The organism is Polynucleobacter brandtiae, assembly GCF_002797575.1.
Taxonomy (GTDB): domain Bacteria; phylum Pseudomonadota; class Gammaproteobacteria; order Burkholderiales; family Burkholderiaceae; genus Polynucleobacter; species Polynucleobacter brandtiae.
In genome coordinates, this window is record NZ_PGTX01000002.1 from 212,014 (window position 1) to 230,410 (window position 18,397).

Consider the following 18,397-nt stretch of genomic DNA (forward strand, 5'->3'; position numbering starts at 1 on the left):
TGATTACTTACAGCTGTTTTAATACTGAAGCGGCGTCACTTACCTCGAACTTACCTGGTGCCTCGAGATCTAACGTTTTCACCACACCATCTTGAACAATCATAGCGTAGCGTTGTGAGCGAACACCTAAGCCACGAGCAATCAGGTCAAACTCCATACCTAATTTTTTAGTGAACTCCGCACTACCATCACCCAGCATACGCACTTTATTGCCCACCTTCAAATCGCGGCCCCAAGCACCCATGACAAAAGGATCATTTACTGACACACACCAAATCTCGTCCACACCCTTAGCTTTGAGTGCGTCAAAATGCTCGATAAATCCAGGAACATGTTTTGCGGAGCAAGTAGGCGTAAATGCACCAGGCAACGCAAAGATCACTACTGTTTTACCAGCAGTCAATTTTTCAACTTCGAACGCATTAGGTCCAATAGAGCAACCTTCAGTCGCCTCATCTAAAAATTCGTACAAAGTAGCATTAGGTAACTTCTGTCCAACTGCAATCATAAAATCTCCATTAAATAGTCGTCATAAATCTGCCAACGCTAGCGCGGGATTCGTCGTCCGGAGGGGCGCCGCGCTGGCATTTTGTAACCTACCATTACATCAATCAATAGTTTAATCTGCTTGTTTTCGTAAAAAGGCTGGTATTTCATAATAATCAGCGCCTTTATCCAACATCGTCCTTGCCTGAGGTGAGCTATCAGCACCCAAAGTAGGTGCAGGTGTAGCCTCTCGTGAACTACGGAATACGCGTGGCAAATCATATTGACTGTAATCAACTCCACTGGCTGCTGGCTGCGCAGGCATTGAAGATACATTACTTGCACCTGTCACGGCCATTCCAGCATTAGCGCCTAACGCTGAGTCGATGCTGACCCTCGTCATTGCTGCAGATGCACTTGATGGAGCAAAGCTATTTAAATCAGCCATGGTTGGCATAGCATCATGAGTTCCCGTTGCTTGCCTCCAAACCACTTCTGGTTGATGATGTTGCCGTGCTTGGGGATTATTCAAGCCAGTAGCTACTACCGTTACCCGTAATGCATCACCTAAGCTCTCGTCATACACTGTCCCGAAAATAACGGTTGCATCATCCGCAGCATAACCACGAATCGCAGCCATCACTTCACGTGTTTCAGACAGCTTCAATGAGCGACTAGCAGTAATATTGACTAACACGCCACGCGCTCCAGACAGATCAACACCTTCTAGTAACGGCGATGCAACTGCCGCCTCTGCAGCCAAGCGCGCACGATCCATACCAGAGACAGTTGCTGTACCCATCATGGCTTTACCCTGCTCGCCCATGACCGTCTTTACGTCCTCAAAGTCGACGTTAATTAAGCCCTGTACATTAATAATCTCTGCAATACCAGAAACTGCGTTATGCAATACATCATCAGCACAAGCAAATGCTTTATCAAACTCAGCATCCTCACCCATCACTTCGAAAAGCTTTTCATTGAGAACCACAATCAAAGAGTCAACATAAGACTCCAGCTCAGCCGCACCATTTTCTGCGACCTTGAGACGCTTAACACCCTCAAAATCAAAAGGTTTACTAATTACACCCACTGTCAAAATGCCCATCTCTTTAGCGACTTGTGCAACGATTGGTGCTGCACCAGTACCAGTTCCACCACCCATACCCGCGGTAATAAACACCATATGTGCACCCTGTAATGAGTCTGCGATGCGCGCTCTTGCTTCTTGCGCAGAAGCTGCACCGATTTCAGGTTTTGCACCAGCACCGAGACCACTAGAACCTAGTTGCAAATTCACAGAGGCCTCTGAACGCTGAAGTGCGCCGGCATCGGTGTTCATGCAAATAAACTCTACGCCGTTTACACCACGACGAATCATATGCTGAACAGCATTGCCGCCAGCGCCACCGACTCCAACCACTTTAATAATGGTTTTTCCGGCCATTTCTTGATCTAACATTTCAAATTCCATATACCCTCCAAGGTAAATAAGGTACTACATTGACGACGAAGTAAAAAAACAAAAACTTAAAAATTTCCTGCGAACCATTCCTTCATGCGCGAGATCACACTTTGTAACGCGCCCGATTGAGACACTCTGCGGCCGCGCAATAATTGCGCCTGACCTTCCATTAATAAACCGATGCTAGTAGCAAATCGCGGGCTACGTAACACTTCATGTAAGTGGCCGCGATACTCTGGTGTACCAATACGGGCCGGTCTTAAAAAAACTTGTTCAGCCAATTCAACCATGCCTGGCATTAAAGTACTGCCGCCAGTTAGTACGATTCCTGACGACACCATATCTTCGTAACCAGAATCACGTACTACTCCACGTACCAAGGTAAATAACTCTTCAACGCGCGGTTCTATCACTGCTGCTAAAGCTTGTTTAGACATAGGGCGTGGCTCTCGATCACCGACACCAGGCACATCAATCATGGTTGCTGGATCAGCCATATCTTGGCGAGCAATGCCATATTGAATTTTTAAATCTTCGGCATCAATAGTGGGGGTGCGTAATGCCATCGCAATATCGTTCGTAATTTGATCGCCTGCGATTGGAATCACAGCGGTATGACGAATAGATCCTTGGCAATAAATTGCAATATCTGTAGTGCCTCCACCGATATCAATCAACACCACACCAAGCTCTTTTTCGTCATCGGTCAGTACTGCCAAACTAGAGGCTAATGGTTGAAGAATTAAGTCATTGACCTCTAAGCCGCATCGTCTTACGCATTTCACAATATTTTGGGCTGCACTCACTGCGCCAGTAACAATGTGTACCTTCACTTCAAGCCTCAGTCCACTCATACCAATTGGCTCACGGACGTCTTCTTGTCCATCAATAATAAATTCTTGAACCAGAATATGAAGAATCTGTTGATCGGTGGGGATATTGATTGCCTTAGCGGTTTCTAAAACACGCTCAATGTCACCTGCCCCTACCTCTTTATCTCGAATAGCCACCATGCCGCTAGAGTTAAAGCTCACAATATGATTTCCGGCAATACCCGTAAATACCTGAGCAATTTGACGATCAGCCATCACCTCAGCTTCTTCAAGCGCTTTCTGAATGGACTGTACTGTCGCCTCAATATTGACGACAACCCCTTTTTTCAAGCCTTTAGACGTAGTTTGCCCAACGCCAACTACATTAAATTGACCATCAGGGGCTAATTCAGCAACCAAGGCAACTACTTTTGAAGTGCCAATATCTAACCCTACCAATAAATCGCGGTTGTCTTTGCTCATGATGATTTTCTATTCCGATTTTTCATTGCTTTTGCTCTGTCTTTTTAATGCCTGCTTCATTATTTTTCATGCCTGTAGATGCAAGATGTACAGTAAAACCATTCGCATATCGCAAATCGATGGCATCTATTCGATTGGCCCATTTTTCCTGTACTTGGGGCCAATGTTTAAATAAGCGAGCTACCCTGTCCTCAGTCAACGTTTTGTCTGAGTTTTCTTCGTCACGACCAAACTCGACCCTCATGCCGTTAGAGAGCTTGACATGCCAAGCGTAACGCTCGGATAAGGTCAAACTTTTGACTTCCGCATTCCAAGGCTTAAACCATACGTTTGCTTTTTCATAGAGACGCTTCACTTCTTTACTAGAGCCATCTGGTCCTGAAACATCAATCAACTCAATGCTGTCACTCACATCTGATACACGCCCTGAAAAAAGTTCTCCATGGGTATTCATCAGCGTATGGCGCTCTGCTCCACTCCAAATACCAAACGGTTTTTGCTCCTCAATAGTGACTGCCAAACCATTGGGCCAAACTCTACGAACATTGGCATGACGTACCCAAGGCATCGTCTCAAATCCGCGCTTAACATCCTCTAGCCTCACGCTAAAAAAGTTTCCTTGTACTGTGTCTAAAACCTGCTGCTTAACAACGGGCTTATTAATATGCATCAGTGTCTGTCCGACAGCAGGCTCAATGATTACTTGCTTTAAAACAAAAACTGGGCGCTGACTAAGCCAAACCAAAGTCCCAATCAGTAATATCGCTACAAAGCAAAGCACTAAAAACCGGCTCAGTTTTTGCATCCGATGCGGATAATCCCAAAGTGGGGAAGCTATTAAAGAAACAATTTCACTACATCCGCTGATGAAGGGCTTCACTCGACTCATATTCGCTTTGCCTTCACCGTACTTAGTGTCTGACTCATAATCCACAGCACTAATTCAGCATAGTCAATCCCAGCAGCTTTTGCGGCCATTGGTACTAAAGAATGGGAGGTCATTCCTGGAGAGGTATTCATCTCGAGCAAATAAGGTAGGCCTGTTTTTTGATCTAGCATGACATCCGCACGACCCCAGGTGTTACAACCCAATGCGCGATATGCAGCTAGTGCTAAATTTTGAACGGCAAGATTGACCTCTGGAGATAAGCCCGTCGGACATAAATACTGCGTCTCATCAGAAAAGTATTTGTTATGAAAATCATAGTTTGCTTGCGGCGGAATAATTTTGATAACTGGTAATGCCTCAGCAGTTTCGCCAAAACCGACTAAAGGACATGTGAGCTCATCTCCAATAATGCATGTTTCTGCAATGACTTTCTTATCCATAGCGCTGGCAAGCGCAAAAGCTGCAGGCAAGTCCTCTACGGATCGCACTTTAGTTAGCCCTAAGGAAGATCCTTCATGCGCTGGTTTCACAATTAATGGCAATCCTAAATGCTGAACCACTGCATCCCAATCACTATCTACAGTCAACTCTTCGAACTCAGGAGTGGAAAGACTATTACTTAACCAAATTTGCTTAGTGGCAATCTTATCGATTGATAAAGCCGAGGCCAATACACCACTGCCGGTATATGGTAAATCCAATAGCTCCAGTAAACCTTGAATGGTTCCATCTTCACCAAAGCGTCCATGTAGCGCAATAAAAATACGATCGAATTTTTCACTCGCTAATTCTGTCACGCAGCGCAGACCAGGATCGAAAGCATGAGCATCAACCCCCTTCGACTTTAAGGCCTCAAGAACACCACCTCCCGACATCAGGGAAATCTCACGCTCTCCGGAGCGTCCGCCGAGCAAAACGCCAACTCGCCCAAGTGACTCGATATTCAGATTCGCTAAGTCTTTCTTAACGCGCTCAGCCCAAGAGAGCATCTGACTATTCTGATCAGCCATGCTTGACCTCCGCTAAGGTATGAGGTAATCCTGAAATTGAACCAGCGCCCATCGTAATTAAGACATCGCCATCTCGCAGTACAGCGCTTAATTTTTGAGGCATTTCAGCGACCGTTGATGCAAACGCCACAGCTGAAATATCGATCACGCCACTACTACCCTGGTCTGTTGTAAGCACTGCCTTTATAAGGCTTTGACTATCTGCGCCATGAATCTTTGCTTCACCGGCCGGATAAACCTCTGTTAAAACTAAGGCATCGAAGTTTTTCAGAACCTGCACAAACTCACCAAAGCAATCACGCGTTCGCGTAAATCGATGCGGCTGGAATGCCAACACTAATCTTTGGTCTGGATAAGCACCGCGAGCAGCAGCTAAAGTAGCGGCCATCTCTACCGGATGATGTCCATAGTCATCAATCAAAGTAAAACTGCCGCCATTCGCCAATGGAATTGCACCATGCTTTTGAAATCGACGGCCAACGCCACTAAATTGGGATAGCGCCTCAACAATGGCTTCATCGCTAACACCTAACTCTGTTGCAATGCCAATTGCAGCCAAGGCATTTTGTACATTATGTAAGCCAGGTAGGTTCAATTGAATTTGCAAAGGTCCTGGCTTGTTACCATGTCGACGCACAGTCCTACGATCTACTGTGAAATGCATTCGAGTGCCTTCCGCACGAACATTACTAGCACGAATATCAGCATCTTCTGACAGACCATAGCGTAATACCGGCTGCGATACAAAAGGAATGATGTCTCTAACATTTTCATCATCAATGCAGAGGACAGCTACGCCATAAAAAGGCATCTGCTGAGTAAATTGTACAAAGGCTTGCTTTAGCCTAGCCATGTCGTGCTGATAAGTATCCATATGATCAGCATCGATATTAGTTATGACCTCCATCGCTGGAAATAGCTGTAAGAATGAAGCATCTGATTCATCAGCCTCAACCACAATAAATTCGCCCTGACCTAAGCGCGCATTGGCACCCGCAGAATTTAATTTTCCACCAATCACAAATGTCGGATCTAGACCGCCCTCAGCCAATACTGATGCAACTAAACTAGTAGTAGTCGTTTTGCCATGAGTACCTGCAATCGCAATACCTTGTTTTAGGCGCATCAGTTCACCCAACATAACAGCCCGCTGAATGACCGGTACTTTTGCTGCACGAGCAGCTAAAACTTCAGGATTATTGCCAGTAACCGCCGTAGAAATGACCACCGCCTCTGCGGTACCAATATTTTTAGGTTCGTGTCCAATATGAATAGTGGCCCCTAACTCTCTAAGTCGTTTGGTGACAGCGCCCTCAGCTAAATCAGAGCCGGAGACCTGATAGCCTAAGTTGAGTAGGACCTCAGCGATGCCACTCATGCCTGCGCCACCAATACCAACAAAGTGAATCTGCTGAACGATATGCTTCATATTCTGACTCCTGCACAGTCTGCACAAACTTCAGCTACCCGCTGAGTTGCATGTGGTTTTGATAATGCATGCGCGCGCTCGGCCATGATCTGCAAATCTTGGCGGCTGTAGTTTTGAATAAGCAATGCAAGATTTTCTGGAGTGAGGCTATGCTGTGGAATTACTACTGCTGCATCTGCGTTTGATAAAAATTGAGCATTTGCAGTTTGATGATCATCAATTGCATATGGGAATGGGATTAAGCAGGAGGCAACGCCACAAGCAGCAATTTCTGAAACAGTCATTGCGCCCGACCGACAAATAACTAAATCTGCCTGAGCATATGCTGCCGGCATGTCCTCGATGAACGGACGGATATCAGCATCGACCCCTAGCGCTTGATAACGCTGCTGCAAATCAGTTAAATGCTTATCACCAGCCTGATGGATGATGCTTGGCCGCGACGCCTTATCCATCATCGCAAGAGCCGCAGGAATAACTTCATTTAAGACAGCGGCGCCTAAACTACCGCCCACTATCAAAATAGATAAGTTCCCAGTGCGCTGTTCATAACGTTTTGCGGGCAATTCTAAAACATCAAATTCTGCACGAATTGGATTGCCTACCCACTCAGCACCCTTCATCACCTCTGGAAAACCCGTTAAGGTCCGCATTGCAATTTTAGACAAAGCTAAATTAGCGCTACCCGCTACTGAATTTGCTTCATGCAACACTAGTGGTCTATTGAGTAATTTACTCATCAAGCCACCAGGGAAGGTAATGTAGCCACCCATCCCTAAAACCACATTAGGCTTTAAACGACGTAAAATTTTCCAACTCTGAATACTCGCTCTAATAAGGTTCATGGGTAGCATCAATTTAGCTTTAATGCCTTTTCCACGAAGCCCGCCAAAATCAACTGCCTCAAATGGAAAACCACATGCTTTTACCAATCGATATTCCATCCCACTTTGATTGCCAAGCCAAGAAACCCTCCAGCCACATATGCGCAGGTACTCTGCAACTGCAAGCCCAGGGAAAATATGTCCGCCAGTTCCACCAGCCATCACCAGAATCGAAGGTTGCGTCATAGCTTACCTCCACGCATCAGGATACGATTTTCGTAATCAATTCTGAGTAGCATTGCCATAGCAACAGCATTCATCAAAATGCCAGAGCCGCCATAACTCACTAGTGGCAGCGTTAGTCCTTTAGTCGGCAGTAAACCTAAGTTAACACCCATATTAATGAATGCTTGCCAACCAATCCAAATCGCTACACCTTTGGCAGCAAGCCCAGCAAAGCTTCGATCTAATTGCAAAGCAGTCCGACCAATTAAAAAAGCACGACGTACGATCCAGTAAAACAAGAAGATCATTACTACAACACCTACAAATCCGAGCTCTTCACCAATCACCGCCATGATGAAATCCGTATGGGCTTCTGGTAGGTAGTGCAACTTTTCAACACTACCCCCTAAACCCAAACCAAACCACTCCCCACGGCCAAATGCCATCAATGAATGGGTTAACTGATATCCTTTATTCGCTGCGTTATCAACCTGCCATGGATCCATGAAGGCCAGCATCCGACCTCGACGAAATGGCGATAGCGCAATCATGATGGCGCCACTCAGCAATCCAACTAATACAAGGCCGCCAAATAATTTTGCATTAATACCACCCAAAAATAAAACACCAAACGCAATTAAAGCCACTACAACAAACGCACCCATATCTGGCTCAGCCATGAGCAATCCGCCCACTAATGCAACGGCGATGCCCATTGGTAGCATCCCTTTAACAAATGAATGTAAATGCTCTTGGCGCTGTACGGTATAACTCGCAGCAAAAATCACAGCGGCAAACTTCATCAGCTCAGATGGCTGAAAGTTCATTAGTCCTAATGGAATCCAGCGCTTAGCTCCGTTCACGCCTTTACCAATGCCTGGAATTAACACAGCGATCAAGAGTAGTACTGTAAAACCAAAAATAATAGGAGAGTAACGATCCCATACTGTAGTCGGAATCTTAAATACCCAGATAGCAACGCCAATGGCAATCGCAAGAGAAATCACATGGCGAATTAAAAAGAAATTGCTACTGTAATTTGCATACTTAGGCCCATCAGCCAAAGTAATCGAGGCAGAATAGACCATCACTAAACCAATAAGCATGAGTGATAGAACAGCCCATACTAATAACTGGTCATAATCCATCATCTTGGAACGCGTTTGCTCCACACCTGTTACAGCGTCTCTTAAGCCACTGCGAAAATGATCAATTCCCCCTCTAGAAAAATTCCAGAAGCGCCCCAAACCCAATCGGTTCTCAGGAAAGAATTTTTTTCTCAAATTCAAGCGTGCACTCCCTCGAATTGCATGCCCAACTCTTCAACTTCCGCAATAAACACTTCAGCACGTGCAATGTAATCACTGAATTGATCAAAACTAGCGCAGGATGGGGACAATAAAACAATATCCCCAGACTGCGCTTTTTTAGCAACCTCTTGTACTGCATTTTGTAAAGTTTGACTCATCACGCAGGGGACGACCCCATCTAAAACTGTGGCAATTGCAGGAGCATCCTTACCAATTAAAAAGGCGCCCTTTACAAACCTGAAGGCTGGTTCACGCAACGGACTGAAATCTTGACCTTTACCATCACCGCCTGCAATTAACCAAATACGCTTGCCAGATTCATTTGCACTAAATCCATTGAGTGCAGCTACAGTAGCGCCTACATTTGTACCTTTACTATCATTGACGTACTCAACGTTAGCAACAATAGCTATGCTTTGTACTCGATGTGGCTCACCGTGATAATCCCGCAGACCATGTAGCAGCACATTCATTGGCAATCCTGCTGCTCTTGCCAAAGCCAGTGCGGCCAGAGCATTAAGGGCATTATGACGGCCACGAATACGTAGTGCATCTGCTGGAATTAATCGTTTTAGACGCAGTGGCTCCTCATCTACCACTACCGTCTTACGGCGACGCTTTGGTTGAGGCTCTAAATCCTCATCAATTTCAGCCCATACCAACCAGTCAATACCACCCGCTCGTAAATCATGCTCAATACCAAAGCTGCCCTGCTCATCAGGTCGATTCGAACCAAAAGTAACGATTGATTTACTTGCCTTCTGCTCTTGAGACAGTAGGTTCATTACCAAGGAGTCATCGCGATTCAAAATACAGATAGTGTCTGAGCCAAAAATATTGGCTTTTGCACTAGCGTATGCCTGCATATCGCCATGCCAATCCAAATGGTCTTGCGTAATATTTAATATGGCTGCTGCAGTTGCGCTAAAGGTGCTCGTATATATCAGTTGAAAACTCGATAACTCTAAAACCCAAATTTCAGGTAAATCGCTAATCTGATCTGACGCATCCAAACATGCCATGAGTTTATTCAAAGCGGCAGGACTGATGTTTCCCGCTACGGCTACCTTCTTCCCAGCACGTTCACATAGTTGGCCCGTTAACGCCGTTGTGGTGGTTTTACCATTAGTTCCAGTAATAGCTAACACGGCTGGTTTATATACTGACTGATCTACCTGGGCCATCCGGTCTAGTGCGGCAATCGCTCTAGCAAAGAATTCAATCTCACCCCAGATATCCACATTCAACTCGTGTGCTTTGGCTAAAAATGACTGAGTCGGCTCATGCAGCGGAGATAGTCCTGGGCTAATTCCAATCACATCAATGTGCTCAAGAAGTGCAACATTAAGGGATCCGAGAAAAACATTCTGCAGCCCAGAAGATTCCAAGTCACTCAACCAGACTTTTTGCTGCTCACTCAGGTTTACGCGTTCACGCGTATCGGCAAGGCTAAGCTGAGCCCCATTTCGGAGACACCACTTAGCCATCGCATAGCCAGATTCACCTAATCCAAGGATTAAGAAATGTTCAGGGCTCTGGTACTGCGCATCCCTTAAAAGGATTGGATTTGCGAAGGGGTTATCTAAAATGTTCATATTTTTTGGCTTACCGTAATTTCAGGCTCGACAGGCCAATGAGCACTAATAAAATAGTGATAATCCAGAATCGCACGACCACTTGTGTTTCGCGCCAGCCACCTAATTCAAAATGATGATGTAGCGGCGCCATTCTAAAAATACGGCGCCCCTCTCCAAAACGTTTTTTGGTAAATTTAAACCATACGACTTGCAATATGACTGAACAGGTTTCAGCAACAAAAATACCGCCCATCACAAACAGTACGATTTCTTGACGAACAATCACTGCGATAGTGCCTAAAGCGCCGCCTAAGGCAAGCGCACCTACATCACCCATAAATACCTGAGCAGGATGTGTGTTGTACCAAAGAAAGGCTAGGCCTGCGCCTCCCATCGCTCCACAGAAAATCATGAGCTCACCAGCACCAGGAATGTAAGGGAATAATAAATATTTTGCGTATATGGCATTTCCCATTACATAAGCAAATGCGCCCAGAGCGGCGCCGACTAGAATCACTGGCATGATGACCAGGCCATCAAGACCATCCGTCAAGTTCACTGCATTACTACTGCCCACAATCACTAAGTAGCTCAAAATGATGAAGCCCATTACTCCCAATGGATAGCTAATTTCCTTCATGAACGGAATGAGCAAATTAGATTTTGCGGGTAGATTTAAAGCAAAACCACTCCGAAGCCAATCTAGGAACAACTGCAATACTTTGAGATTATTCACTTCAGACACGGAGAATGCTAAGTAAATGGCAGCAAATAACCCAATCAAGGTTTGCCACAAGAATTTTTCCTTTGAAGCCATGCCCTTAGGGTCTTTACGAACTACTTTGCGATAGTCATCTACCCAGCCCACTAGACCAAAACCAAAGGTCACAATCATCACAATCCAAATAAAACGATTACTGAGGTCCGCCCACAGCATGCAGGAAATAAAAATGCCCAGCAAAATCAATACACCACCCATTGTTGGTGTGCCTGATTTCACTAAATGGGTTTGGGGACCGTCAGTGCGCACTGCCTGACCCATCTTCAATGCCACCAACTTACGAATCACCCAAGGGCCGGCAGCTAGGCCAATTAAAAGGGCGGTCACAGTTGCCATCACCGCCCTAAAGGTAATGTAATTAAATACTCGGAAGAATCCGTAATCATCCTGAAGCCATTGCGCCAATATTAAGAGCATGTCTTAGCCTCCTCTAGCAAGGCCTGAACTACCCGCTCCATACGCATAAAACGAGATCCTTTAACCAAAATATCCAAATGTTGATTCTGACTATTGGGCAGTGCCCTCAATTGAGCGCCCATAACTTCTAGTAATTGATCAATATCTATAAAATGAAATGCGTGGGAAGTAAGCGCCCGCTCATTTTTTATCTTATTAAAACCCTGCACCGCAAAATGAGATTGCTCCCCTAATGCAAAGAATTGGGCAATTCCGCATTCAGCTGCATATGCTCCCACCTCTTCATGAAACGCAGGGCCTTGATCTCCGACCTCACCCATATCGCCCAACACAAACCAAGATATATTTCCCGATCGCTTTAGTGAATCAATCGCAGCGCAAACAGAATCCGGGTTAGCGTTATAAGTATCATCAATCAGCGTACGCTGTGCGCTTAAGTATTTAGACTGCATCCTGCCGTTAACCGGGAAAAAAGACTCTAAGCCTGTTTTAATATTTTCAAGACTGAGGCCCGCACCCAAAGCGACAGCACTAGCTGCTAGCGCATTCCTGATGTTATGGTCACCCAGCGTATTGAGCCGAACCTCAATAACGCCTAGCTCAGTTTGAATTTCTACTTTTCCGTTGGGTAGGGATGAGCCCGTTACTGATGCGCTCATCGCCTTCTGGTCAGATACAAAAGCAAAATCAATGGCCTTACGCTCAGCAGAGGCTTGGCGCCATAGACTAGTAAATTCCGAATCTGCCGGAAAAACTGCCACACCATTAAGCGTTAATGCACTCAGCGCAGTCGCATGCTCAATTGCGACCGCCTCGACTGTGGCCATAAATTCTTGATGCTCACGCTGAGCATTATTAATTACTACAATGTTGGCTTGTGCAATAGCAGCTAGTTGGGCAGTCTCACCAGGATGATTCATACCTAACTCAATCACAGCCAAATGGTCACTCTCACGCATACGCAACAAGGTCAATGGCAGACCGATATCATTATTTAAGTTTCCCTGAGTCACAAGCACCTGCTCTAAACCCACTGCTGCCTTAAATATAGAAGCAATCATTTCTTTAACAGTCGTTTTTCCATTGGAGCCAGTAACTAAGGCGACTGGGGTCGAAAACTGTGCACGCCATGCTTGTGCTAGCTGACCCAAGCTTCTTCTGACATCTGGAACGCATACTGCCGGAAGATACTTTGGACACTTATCTAGACTAGAAACAAGTGCAGCACTAGCGCCCGCACTTGCCACATCAACCAAAAAATCATGGGCATCAAATCGATCACCTACCAAGCTAACGAAAAATTCACCCTCCTGAACCTTTCGACTATCGCTACTTACTCGCGAAATTGATAATGTTTCGGCATCCTCTGCTGCGATATGGAATAGCTGACTACCTGGTAGCATTGCCTGCATTTGAGAAAGCGTAGTCATAGGCTTTGTAATGAATGAACTCACACGCTTCTCCCCGCAGCGAGCTGGACATGCTCTTGATCAGAGAAATCAAATTTCTTACCATTAATTTCCTGAGTAAATTCATGACCCTTTCCGGCAATGAGCACAACATCCTTTGCATCTGCATGACGCACTGCCGCCATAATTGCAGCAGCACGATCTGAAACAAATTGCACATTTTTTACATCAGCTGTCATACCTGCTTTAATCATGGCAATAATCGCATCTGGCTCTTCAGATCTGGGATTATCACTAGTGACAATGACATGATCAGCAAACTCTTGGGCTACAGAGCCCATTTTCGAGCGCTTCCCCGTATCGCGATCACCGCCGCAACCGAATACGCACCAAATTTTTCCACCCCTTTGGTTGGCTATGGGACGAAGTGCGTCTAACGTTTTAGCCAGTGCATCTGGTGTGTGTGCATAATCCACAACAATGAATGGGTGTGCTGTTTTATGAGCACTATGGAACTGAATTAACTCCATACGCCCCGATACTGGACGTAATTTTGTTATTCGTTTTGTAGCCTTTTCACATGGAAATCCTTGACTTAATAGAACAGTCCAGACTGCCAAACAATTACTGAGATTAAATCCACCTATTATTGGGAGCTGCACTAATGCTGAATCAATGCCCTCACAACTCAAGACGGACTCATAGCCTACCGCTGATACAGCACTATTTTTTGTATACGTTCGTTTTAAGCGATCTCCGAATTTCTCAAATTCAGTGAAGGCATCTTGACTAAGTGCATACCCCCAAACTTGAGGACCATTTTTGGCCAATAAGCGAGTTGCAAGCTCACGACCAAACGCATCATCAAAGTTAATCACTGCATGCAAAAGACCAGGTCGCTGAAAAAGTGTTGCCTTCGCCTCAGCATAATCAGACATCGTGCCGTGATAATCCAAATGATCTTGTGTCAAATTAGTAAATACAGCGCACTCAACTACCAGTCCAGCAACTCGACCTTGGTCTAGCGCATGTGAAGAAATTTCCATTACTACTTGGCTCGCACCAGCATCTACAAATTCTTTTAATTGCGTTTGTAAACGAGGCGCATCGGGTGTTGTGTAGCCACTACGTACTAAGCAGTCTACAAAACCAGTGCCAAGGGTTCCAAGCAATCCTACCCGATGAGTTTTCTCATCTATAGCTTGCGCAAGCCATTGGGTAATCGTAGTTTTACCATTCGTACCAGTAACGCCAATCACCTGAAGATGATCGCCGGGATACCCATACCATTGCGCACAAAGCGGACCTGCCAATGAGGCTAGGTTCTCAATAGCAAAACATTGAGGATGCTCTAGATACGAATTTGCAATATCGCCAGAAGGATCAAATACGATAGCTGCAGCACCATTTTCTAGGGCAGCGTTAATGTAATGCCGTCCATCACGCAGCGCATTACCATGACCTACAGAATAGGCAAAGAAAATATCACCCTTCTGAATCTGACGAGAGTCAGCGCATACTCGTGCAGAGGCGGGGGTCAGTTCACGCAAATGGGAAACCAATAGATGGGGTTCTGTATACATCACTGCCATCATCTTTTAAGAACCGCTGGCTGTGTCTTGACGGCAGCACTTTGAATATCACTAGGGATCTTTCCATCCAATGCGGCTTGCCTTGTATTACTATCTGGCAGAATATTTAAGGAACGTAAGGTTTCACTAACGATCGTTGAAAATACTGGTGCAGCAACGTCACCGCCATAGTGACTTCCGCCCGTAGGCTCATCGATCATGACTGCTACAACAATACGTGGCGCACTAATAGGTGCAAGTCCAACAAAGTAAGCGCGATATTTATTGCCATACCCCTTACCCACTAACTTGTGCGCAGTGCCTGTTTTTCCACCCACACGATAACCTTCAGCCTGTGCCTTAATTGCCGTACCACCTGGCTCTGTCACAGATTCCATCATGTTGCGCATCTCAATCGCAGTCTTCGCAGAAATGATGTGTGTACCTGGCTTAAAGTCCGCACTTCTCTCGATAGTTAGTGGAACCAATTCACCATCTCGCGCAAAAATCGTATACGAACGTGCAACTTGAAATAGCGAACCAGAGATGCCATAACCAAATGCGATCCGCGCCTGGTCTGTAGGCATCCATTTTTTAAAGGGGTGTACTGTTCCAGCCACGGCACCAGGAAAGCCAATCTTTGGTGCCTGCCCCAGACCAACAGAGGTGTAGAAGTTCCACATTTCTTCTGCCGAGAGATTATTCATAGCAATTTTTGCTGTCCCAATGTTGCTTGATTTCTGAATAATTTGGGAGATAGTTAAATTGCTATAAGGATGGGTATCAGTAATTGGCTTAGGCCCAATTAAGTACTTTGCACCAATCACCATATTTGTTGTTGGCGTAACCGCACCCTTTTCTAAAGCAATCGCAATCGTAAGTGGCTTCATTGTTGAACCAGGCTCAAATGTATCGGTTAACACCCGATTACGTAATTGTTCGCCGGTTAGTTTTCTACGATCGTTTGGGTTATAGCTTGGGTAATTGGCCAACGCTAAAATTTCCCCTGTCTGAGTGTCTAGTACTACAGCACCACCAGCACTGGCACGATGCTGCTCGACAGCAGTTTTAACTGCGTTGTAAGCTAAGAATTGAATTTTGCTATCGATAGAAAGTTGTAAGTCCTTGCCATTTTGCGGTAACTGCAAAATGGCAACATCTTCAACCACACGACCTAATCGGTCTACTACCACTCTTCGCTGCCCAGGATGTCCAGCCAACTCCTTTTCTCGCGAGAGCTCCATTCCTTCCTGCCCACGATCCTCTACATTGGTAAAACCAACAACGTGCGCCATCGCCTCACCCTCAGGATAAAAACGGCGATATTCGTTATTTAAGCCAATGCCCGGAATTTCTAATTGCTTAACTTTCTGAGCCACTTCAGGATCGACTTGACGCTTCAAGAAAATTTGCTTGCGATCTTCTTTCAGTTTTTTACGTAATTCCGCTTCACCCATTTGCAAGAGACTAGCCAACTCACGAATCTTCTCAACCGATAAGTCATCTGGAACGGTATCGTTATAAGCAATAATCGACTTTGCCTCTAAGCTCGTTGCGATTACTTGCCCATTACGATCTAAAATTTTTCCCCGAGAGGCTGGTAACTCTAACTCTCGCTGTGTGCCACGCACACCTTTGGCTTCATAAAATGCATTTCCAGGGCCCTGAATCCAAAAGGCACGAATCAGCAACATCATGAAGACGAGAAATAATAAAAACAACATGAGGCGTGAACGCCACATTGGAAGACGCAGTACTAAATTTGGCGTCGTTGAAAAGCCAACCGGTCTCATCTCGCCTCCTTCAGATACAAGGTACGCTCAGGAGAAATTGGCACCATATGCAATTGGTTGCGAGCTACATCACGAATTCTGGCGGACTTTGATAGGTTGCGTTGCTCATACTCCAAACGTAACCAATCTTGATTCAGTTTTCGCTCTTCAATTTGTGCACGCTCTAATGCGATAAATAATTTTCGCGCACGTTGCTGTGAAGCTACCAAAGATAGGGCGCAAATCAGCAGTAGCGCGAGCAGCGTAAAAGTGGCGCGATTCAAGCTGTTGCTCCCAATCGCTTTTCGGCCACTCGCATAATGGCTGAACGAGCACGAGGATTTTCTCGAACTTCCTCAGCACTTGGTTTAATTCGCCCAATAATTGCCAATTCACTTTGTGGTAAATCCCTATCTCGTACCGGTAGGCCTCGAGGAATCTCCACTTTAGAGTGGGCCTGTAAAAACTGTTTAACAATACGATCTTCGAGAGAATGAAAGCTAATCACTGCCAGTCTTGCGCCCGGCTTAAGCAAGGTAAGCGCCGCCTTTAATCCCCGCTCGAGATCTTCTAATTCACGATTTATAAAAATACGTAAAGCTTGAAAGGTTCTTGTAGCAGGATCTTGTCCAGCCTCTCGGGTTCGAACTACGCTTGCAACTAAAGTTGCTAGCTCTAAAGTTGTTGTTGGCGCCAACCCTGCTTCGCGCTTAGCCACAATTGCTTTTGCAATTTGAAATGCAAAACGCTCCTCGCCATAGGTCTTAATTACATGGGTGATTTCTTCTGGGGGCGCTTGCTCCAACCACTGTGCAGCCGTTAGACCTTGGTCCGTATTCATCCGCATATCTAAAGGACCCTCACGGCGAAATGAAAAACCTCGATGCGCTTCGTCTACTTGTGGAGAGCTGATGCCAAGATCCAACAAAATACCATCGATGGATCCTGGCTCTGCATACTGGTCCATCTGCGCAAAGCTATCGTGCACGATATGCAATCGTTGATCGTTGATTTGCTGAGCTACTGCAATGGCATCCAAATCTTTGTCGAATGCAATCATCTTGGCACTGGAAGGGAGTTTGGCCAACAATGCCTTTGTATGCCCACCACGCCCAAAAGTTCCATCGATCAAAATGAGATTTTCTGTTGTGCTGTGGCTGGTGATGAGTGGGCCACTGATTAGCGCTGTCACCGCCTCGGCCAGTAGTACTGGGCGATGAGTTGTATTCATGACACCCTGTCATCAAAAATTAAATTGCTTTAACGCTTCAGGCATACCTTGCGCAATGGCAGCCTGCTCTTTTGCAGCATAGGTTGCTGCGTCCCACACTTCCAGATGGGTACCCATACCTAGCAATATGACTTCTTTTTCAATCCCTGCTGCAGAGCGCAATTCAGGGCTGACTAAAATTCTTCCGGCACCATCCAAATCTATTTCCGCAGCGTTGCCTAAAAATATACGCCGCCACCAGTGGGCATCCATTGGCAATTGGGCAACGCGCGAGCGGAATGTTTCCCACTCGGGGCGTGGGAATAAAAGTAGGCATCCATCAGGGTGTTTTGTGAGCGTAATGCGACCCTCACCTTGAACTAACAAGGCGTCACGATGCTTTGCCGGCACAGACATGCGGCCTTTTGCATCTAAATTGAGAGCTGACGCACCTTGAAACACTGATTTAACCCCACCTTTTCACACTTCCTCCCACTTTAGAGGATCGTTATAAGAGGGTCAAGTCTTTTTGGGTCTTTTTTTAGGAAATTCTCTATTGATTACAAAGACTTAGCGAGATGTGTTCATGAAATAGTGATTATAAAAATACCATCTGAAACAGTCACTTGGAATATATACTTAAGGATAGATCTTAGCTATTTAGGGAAATAACTAGTAAATATACTGTGTTAATAAACAGTAATTGGCCTTCAAAATGAAGCTTCCC

The 18,397-nt window shown here is 45.6% G+C and carries 16 protein-coding genes; all 16 read right to left on the bottom strand.

The genetic code is table 11. The annotated features are described in order from the left end of the window. Positions 1–7: 7 nt before the first annotated feature. The 16 genes from B0G85_RS05135 to mraZ all read right to left on the bottom strand — a co-directional run bounded on the left by B0G85_RS05135 (position 8) and on the right by mraZ (position 18,132). Positions 8–508, bottom strand: coding sequence for a peroxiredoxin (locus tag B0G85_RS05135; protein ID WP_100379381.1), 501 nt, complete (start codon positions 506–508; stop codon positions 8–10). A gap of 111 nt (positions 509–619) precedes the next feature. Next, positions 620–1,960: a cell division protein FtsZ gene (gene ftsZ, locus B0G85_RS05140; RefSeq protein WP_100379382.1), complete on the bottom strand. Its 1,341-nt coding sequence runs from the start codon at positions 1,958–1,960 to the stop codon at positions 620–622. Between the two features lie 56 nt (positions 1,961–2,016). Next, the gene (ftsA, locus tag B0G85_RS05145; RefSeq protein WP_100379383.1) at positions 2,017–3,246 is read right to left on the bottom strand and encodes a cell division protein FtsA; all 1,230 of its coding nucleotides are present in this window, start codon (positions 3,244–3,246) and stop codon (positions 2,017–2,019) included. Positions 3,247–3,268: 22 nt separating this feature from the next. Then, entirely contained in the window at positions 3,269–4,135 is an 867-nt protein-coding gene (locus B0G85_RS05150) for a cell division protein FtsQ/DivIB (protein WP_100379384.1), read from the bottom strand. After that, entirely contained in the window at positions 4,132–5,124 is a 993-nt protein-coding gene (locus B0G85_RS05155) for a D-alanine--D-alanine ligase (protein WP_100379573.1), read from the bottom strand. Before B0G85_RS05155 ends, B0G85_RS05150 begins: the two co-directional genes overlap by 4 nt. Before the next feature lie 13 nt (positions 5,125–5,137). Further along, positions 5,138–6,574, bottom strand: a complete 1,437-nt coding sequence (gene murC, locus B0G85_RS05160; RefSeq protein WP_100379385.1) for a UDP-N-acetylmuramate--L-alanine ligase — start codon at positions 6,572–6,574, stop codon at positions 5,138–5,140. Further along, on the bottom strand, positions 6,571–7,644 hold the full coding sequence (murG, locus tag B0G85_RS05165; RefSeq protein ID WP_100379386.1) for an undecaprenyldiphospho-muramoylpentapeptide beta-N-acetylglucosaminyltransferase: 1,074 nt from the start codon (positions 7,642–7,644) through the stop codon (positions 6,571–6,573). The genes murC and murG overlap by 4 nt, the downstream gene beginning before the upstream one ends. Beyond that, the gene (gene ftsW / locus B0G85_RS05170; RefSeq protein ID WP_232725966.1) at positions 7,641–8,876 is read right to left on the bottom strand and encodes a putative lipid II flippase FtsW; all 1,236 of its coding nucleotides are present in this window, start codon (positions 8,874–8,876) and stop codon (positions 7,641–7,643) included. The genes murG and ftsW overlap by 4 nt, the downstream gene beginning before the upstream one ends. Before the next feature lie 32 nt (positions 8,877–8,908). Continuing rightward, the gene (gene murD, locus B0G85_RS05175; RefSeq protein ID WP_100379388.1) at positions 8,909–10,528 is read right to left on the bottom strand and encodes a UDP-N-acetylmuramoyl-L-alanine--D-glutamate ligase; all 1,620 of its coding nucleotides are present in this window, start codon (positions 10,526–10,528) and stop codon (positions 8,909–8,911) included. 10 nt (positions 10,529–10,538) lie between these two features. After that, the gene (gene mraY, locus B0G85_RS05180) at positions 10,539–11,708 is read right to left on the bottom strand and encodes a phospho-N-acetylmuramoyl-pentapeptide-transferase (protein WP_100379389.1); all 1,170 of its coding nucleotides are present in this window, start codon (positions 11,706–11,708) and stop codon (positions 10,539–10,541) included. Then, the gene (locus B0G85_RS05185) at positions 11,699–13,138 is read right to left on the bottom strand and encodes a UDP-N-acetylmuramoyl-tripeptide--D-alanyl-D-alanine ligase (protein ID WP_100379390.1); all 1,440 of its coding nucleotides are present in this window, start codon (positions 13,136–13,138) and stop codon (positions 11,699–11,701) included. The genes mraY and B0G85_RS05185 overlap by 10 nt, the downstream gene beginning before the upstream one ends. 20 nt (positions 13,139–13,158) lie before the next feature. Continuing rightward, on the bottom strand, positions 13,159–14,712 hold the full coding sequence (locus tag B0G85_RS05190) for a UDP-N-acetylmuramoyl-L-alanyl-D-glutamate--2,6-diaminopimelate ligase (RefSeq protein ID WP_100379391.1): 1,554 nt from the start codon (positions 14,710–14,712) through the stop codon (positions 13,159–13,161). After that, positions 14,709–16,481, bottom strand: coding sequence for a peptidoglycan D,D-transpeptidase FtsI family protein (locus tag B0G85_RS05195; RefSeq protein WP_232725953.1), 1,773 nt, complete (start codon positions 16,479–16,481; stop codon positions 14,709–14,711). Before B0G85_RS05195 ends, B0G85_RS05190 begins: the two co-directional genes overlap by 4 nt. Continuing rightward, a complete protein-coding gene (gene ftsL, locus B0G85_RS05200; RefSeq protein WP_100379392.1) occupies positions 16,478–16,744 on the bottom strand; it encodes a cell division protein FtsL in 267 nt (88 codons plus the stop codon). The genes B0G85_RS05195 and ftsL overlap by 4 nt, the downstream gene beginning before the upstream one ends. After that, positions 16,741–17,691, bottom strand: coding sequence for a 16S rRNA (cytosine(1402)-N(4))-methyltransferase RsmH (gene rsmH, locus B0G85_RS05205; RefSeq protein WP_100379393.1), 951 nt, complete (start codon positions 17,689–17,691; stop codon positions 16,741–16,743). Before rsmH ends, ftsL begins: the two co-directional genes overlap by 4 nt. Positions 17,692–17,703: 12 nt before the next feature. Continuing rightward, entirely contained in the window at positions 17,704–18,132 is a 429-nt protein-coding gene (gene mraZ, locus B0G85_RS05210; RefSeq protein WP_100379394.1) for a division/cell wall cluster transcriptional repressor MraZ, read from the bottom strand. Positions 18,133–18,397 lie beyond the last annotated feature (265 nt).

Bases quoted from the DNA above. Each gene is read 5' to 3' on its own strand.
- murG (WP_100379386.1), bottom strand. From the start codon at position 7,644: ATGACGCAACCTTCGATTCTGGTGATGGCTGGTGGAACTGGCGGACAT.
- B0G85_RS05185 (WP_100379390.1), bottom strand. From the start codon at position 13,138: ATGACTACGCTTTCTCAAATGCAGGCAATGCTACCAGGTAGTCAGCTA.
- ftsA (WP_100379383.1), bottom strand. From the start codon at position 3,246: ATGAGCAAAGACAACCGCGATTTATTGGTAGGGTTAGATATTGGCACT.
- B0G85_RS05190 (WP_100379391.1), bottom strand. From the start codon at position 14,712: ATGATGGCAGTGATGTATACAGAACCCCATCTATTGGTTTCCCATTTG.
- murC (WP_100379385.1), bottom strand. From the start codon at position 6,574: ATGAAGCATATCGTTCAGCAGATTCACTTTGTTGGTATTGGTGGCGCA.
- mraY (WP_100379389.1), bottom strand. From the start codon at position 11,708: ATGCTCTTAATATTGGCGCAATGGCTTCAGGATGATTACGGATTCTTC.
- B0G85_RS05195 (WP_232725953.1), bottom strand. From the start codon at position 16,481: ATGAGACCGGTTGGCTTTTCAACGACGCCAAATTTAGTACTGCGTCTT.
- murD (WP_100379388.1), bottom strand. From the start codon at position 10,528: ATGAACATTTTAGATAACCCCTTCGCAAATCCAATCCTTTTAAGGGAT.
- B0G85_RS05135 (WP_100379381.1), bottom strand. From the start codon at position 508: ATGATTGCAGTTGGACAGAAGTTACCTAATGCTACTTTGTACGAATTT.
- B0G85_RS05155 (WP_100379573.1), bottom strand. From the start codon at position 5,124: ATGCTCTCTTGGGCTGAGCGCGTTAAGAAAGACTTAGCGAATCTGAAT.
- rsmH (WP_100379393.1), bottom strand. From the start codon at position 17,691: ATGAATACAACTCATCGCCCAGTACTACTGGCCGAGGCGGTGACAGCG.
- B0G85_RS05150 (WP_100379384.1), bottom strand. From the start codon at position 4,135: ATGAGTCGAGTGAAGCCCTTCATCAGCGGATGTAGTGAAATTGTTTCT.
- ftsZ (WP_100379382.1), bottom strand. From the start codon at position 1,960: ATGGAATTTGAAATGTTAGATCAAGAAATGGCCGGAAAAACCATTATT.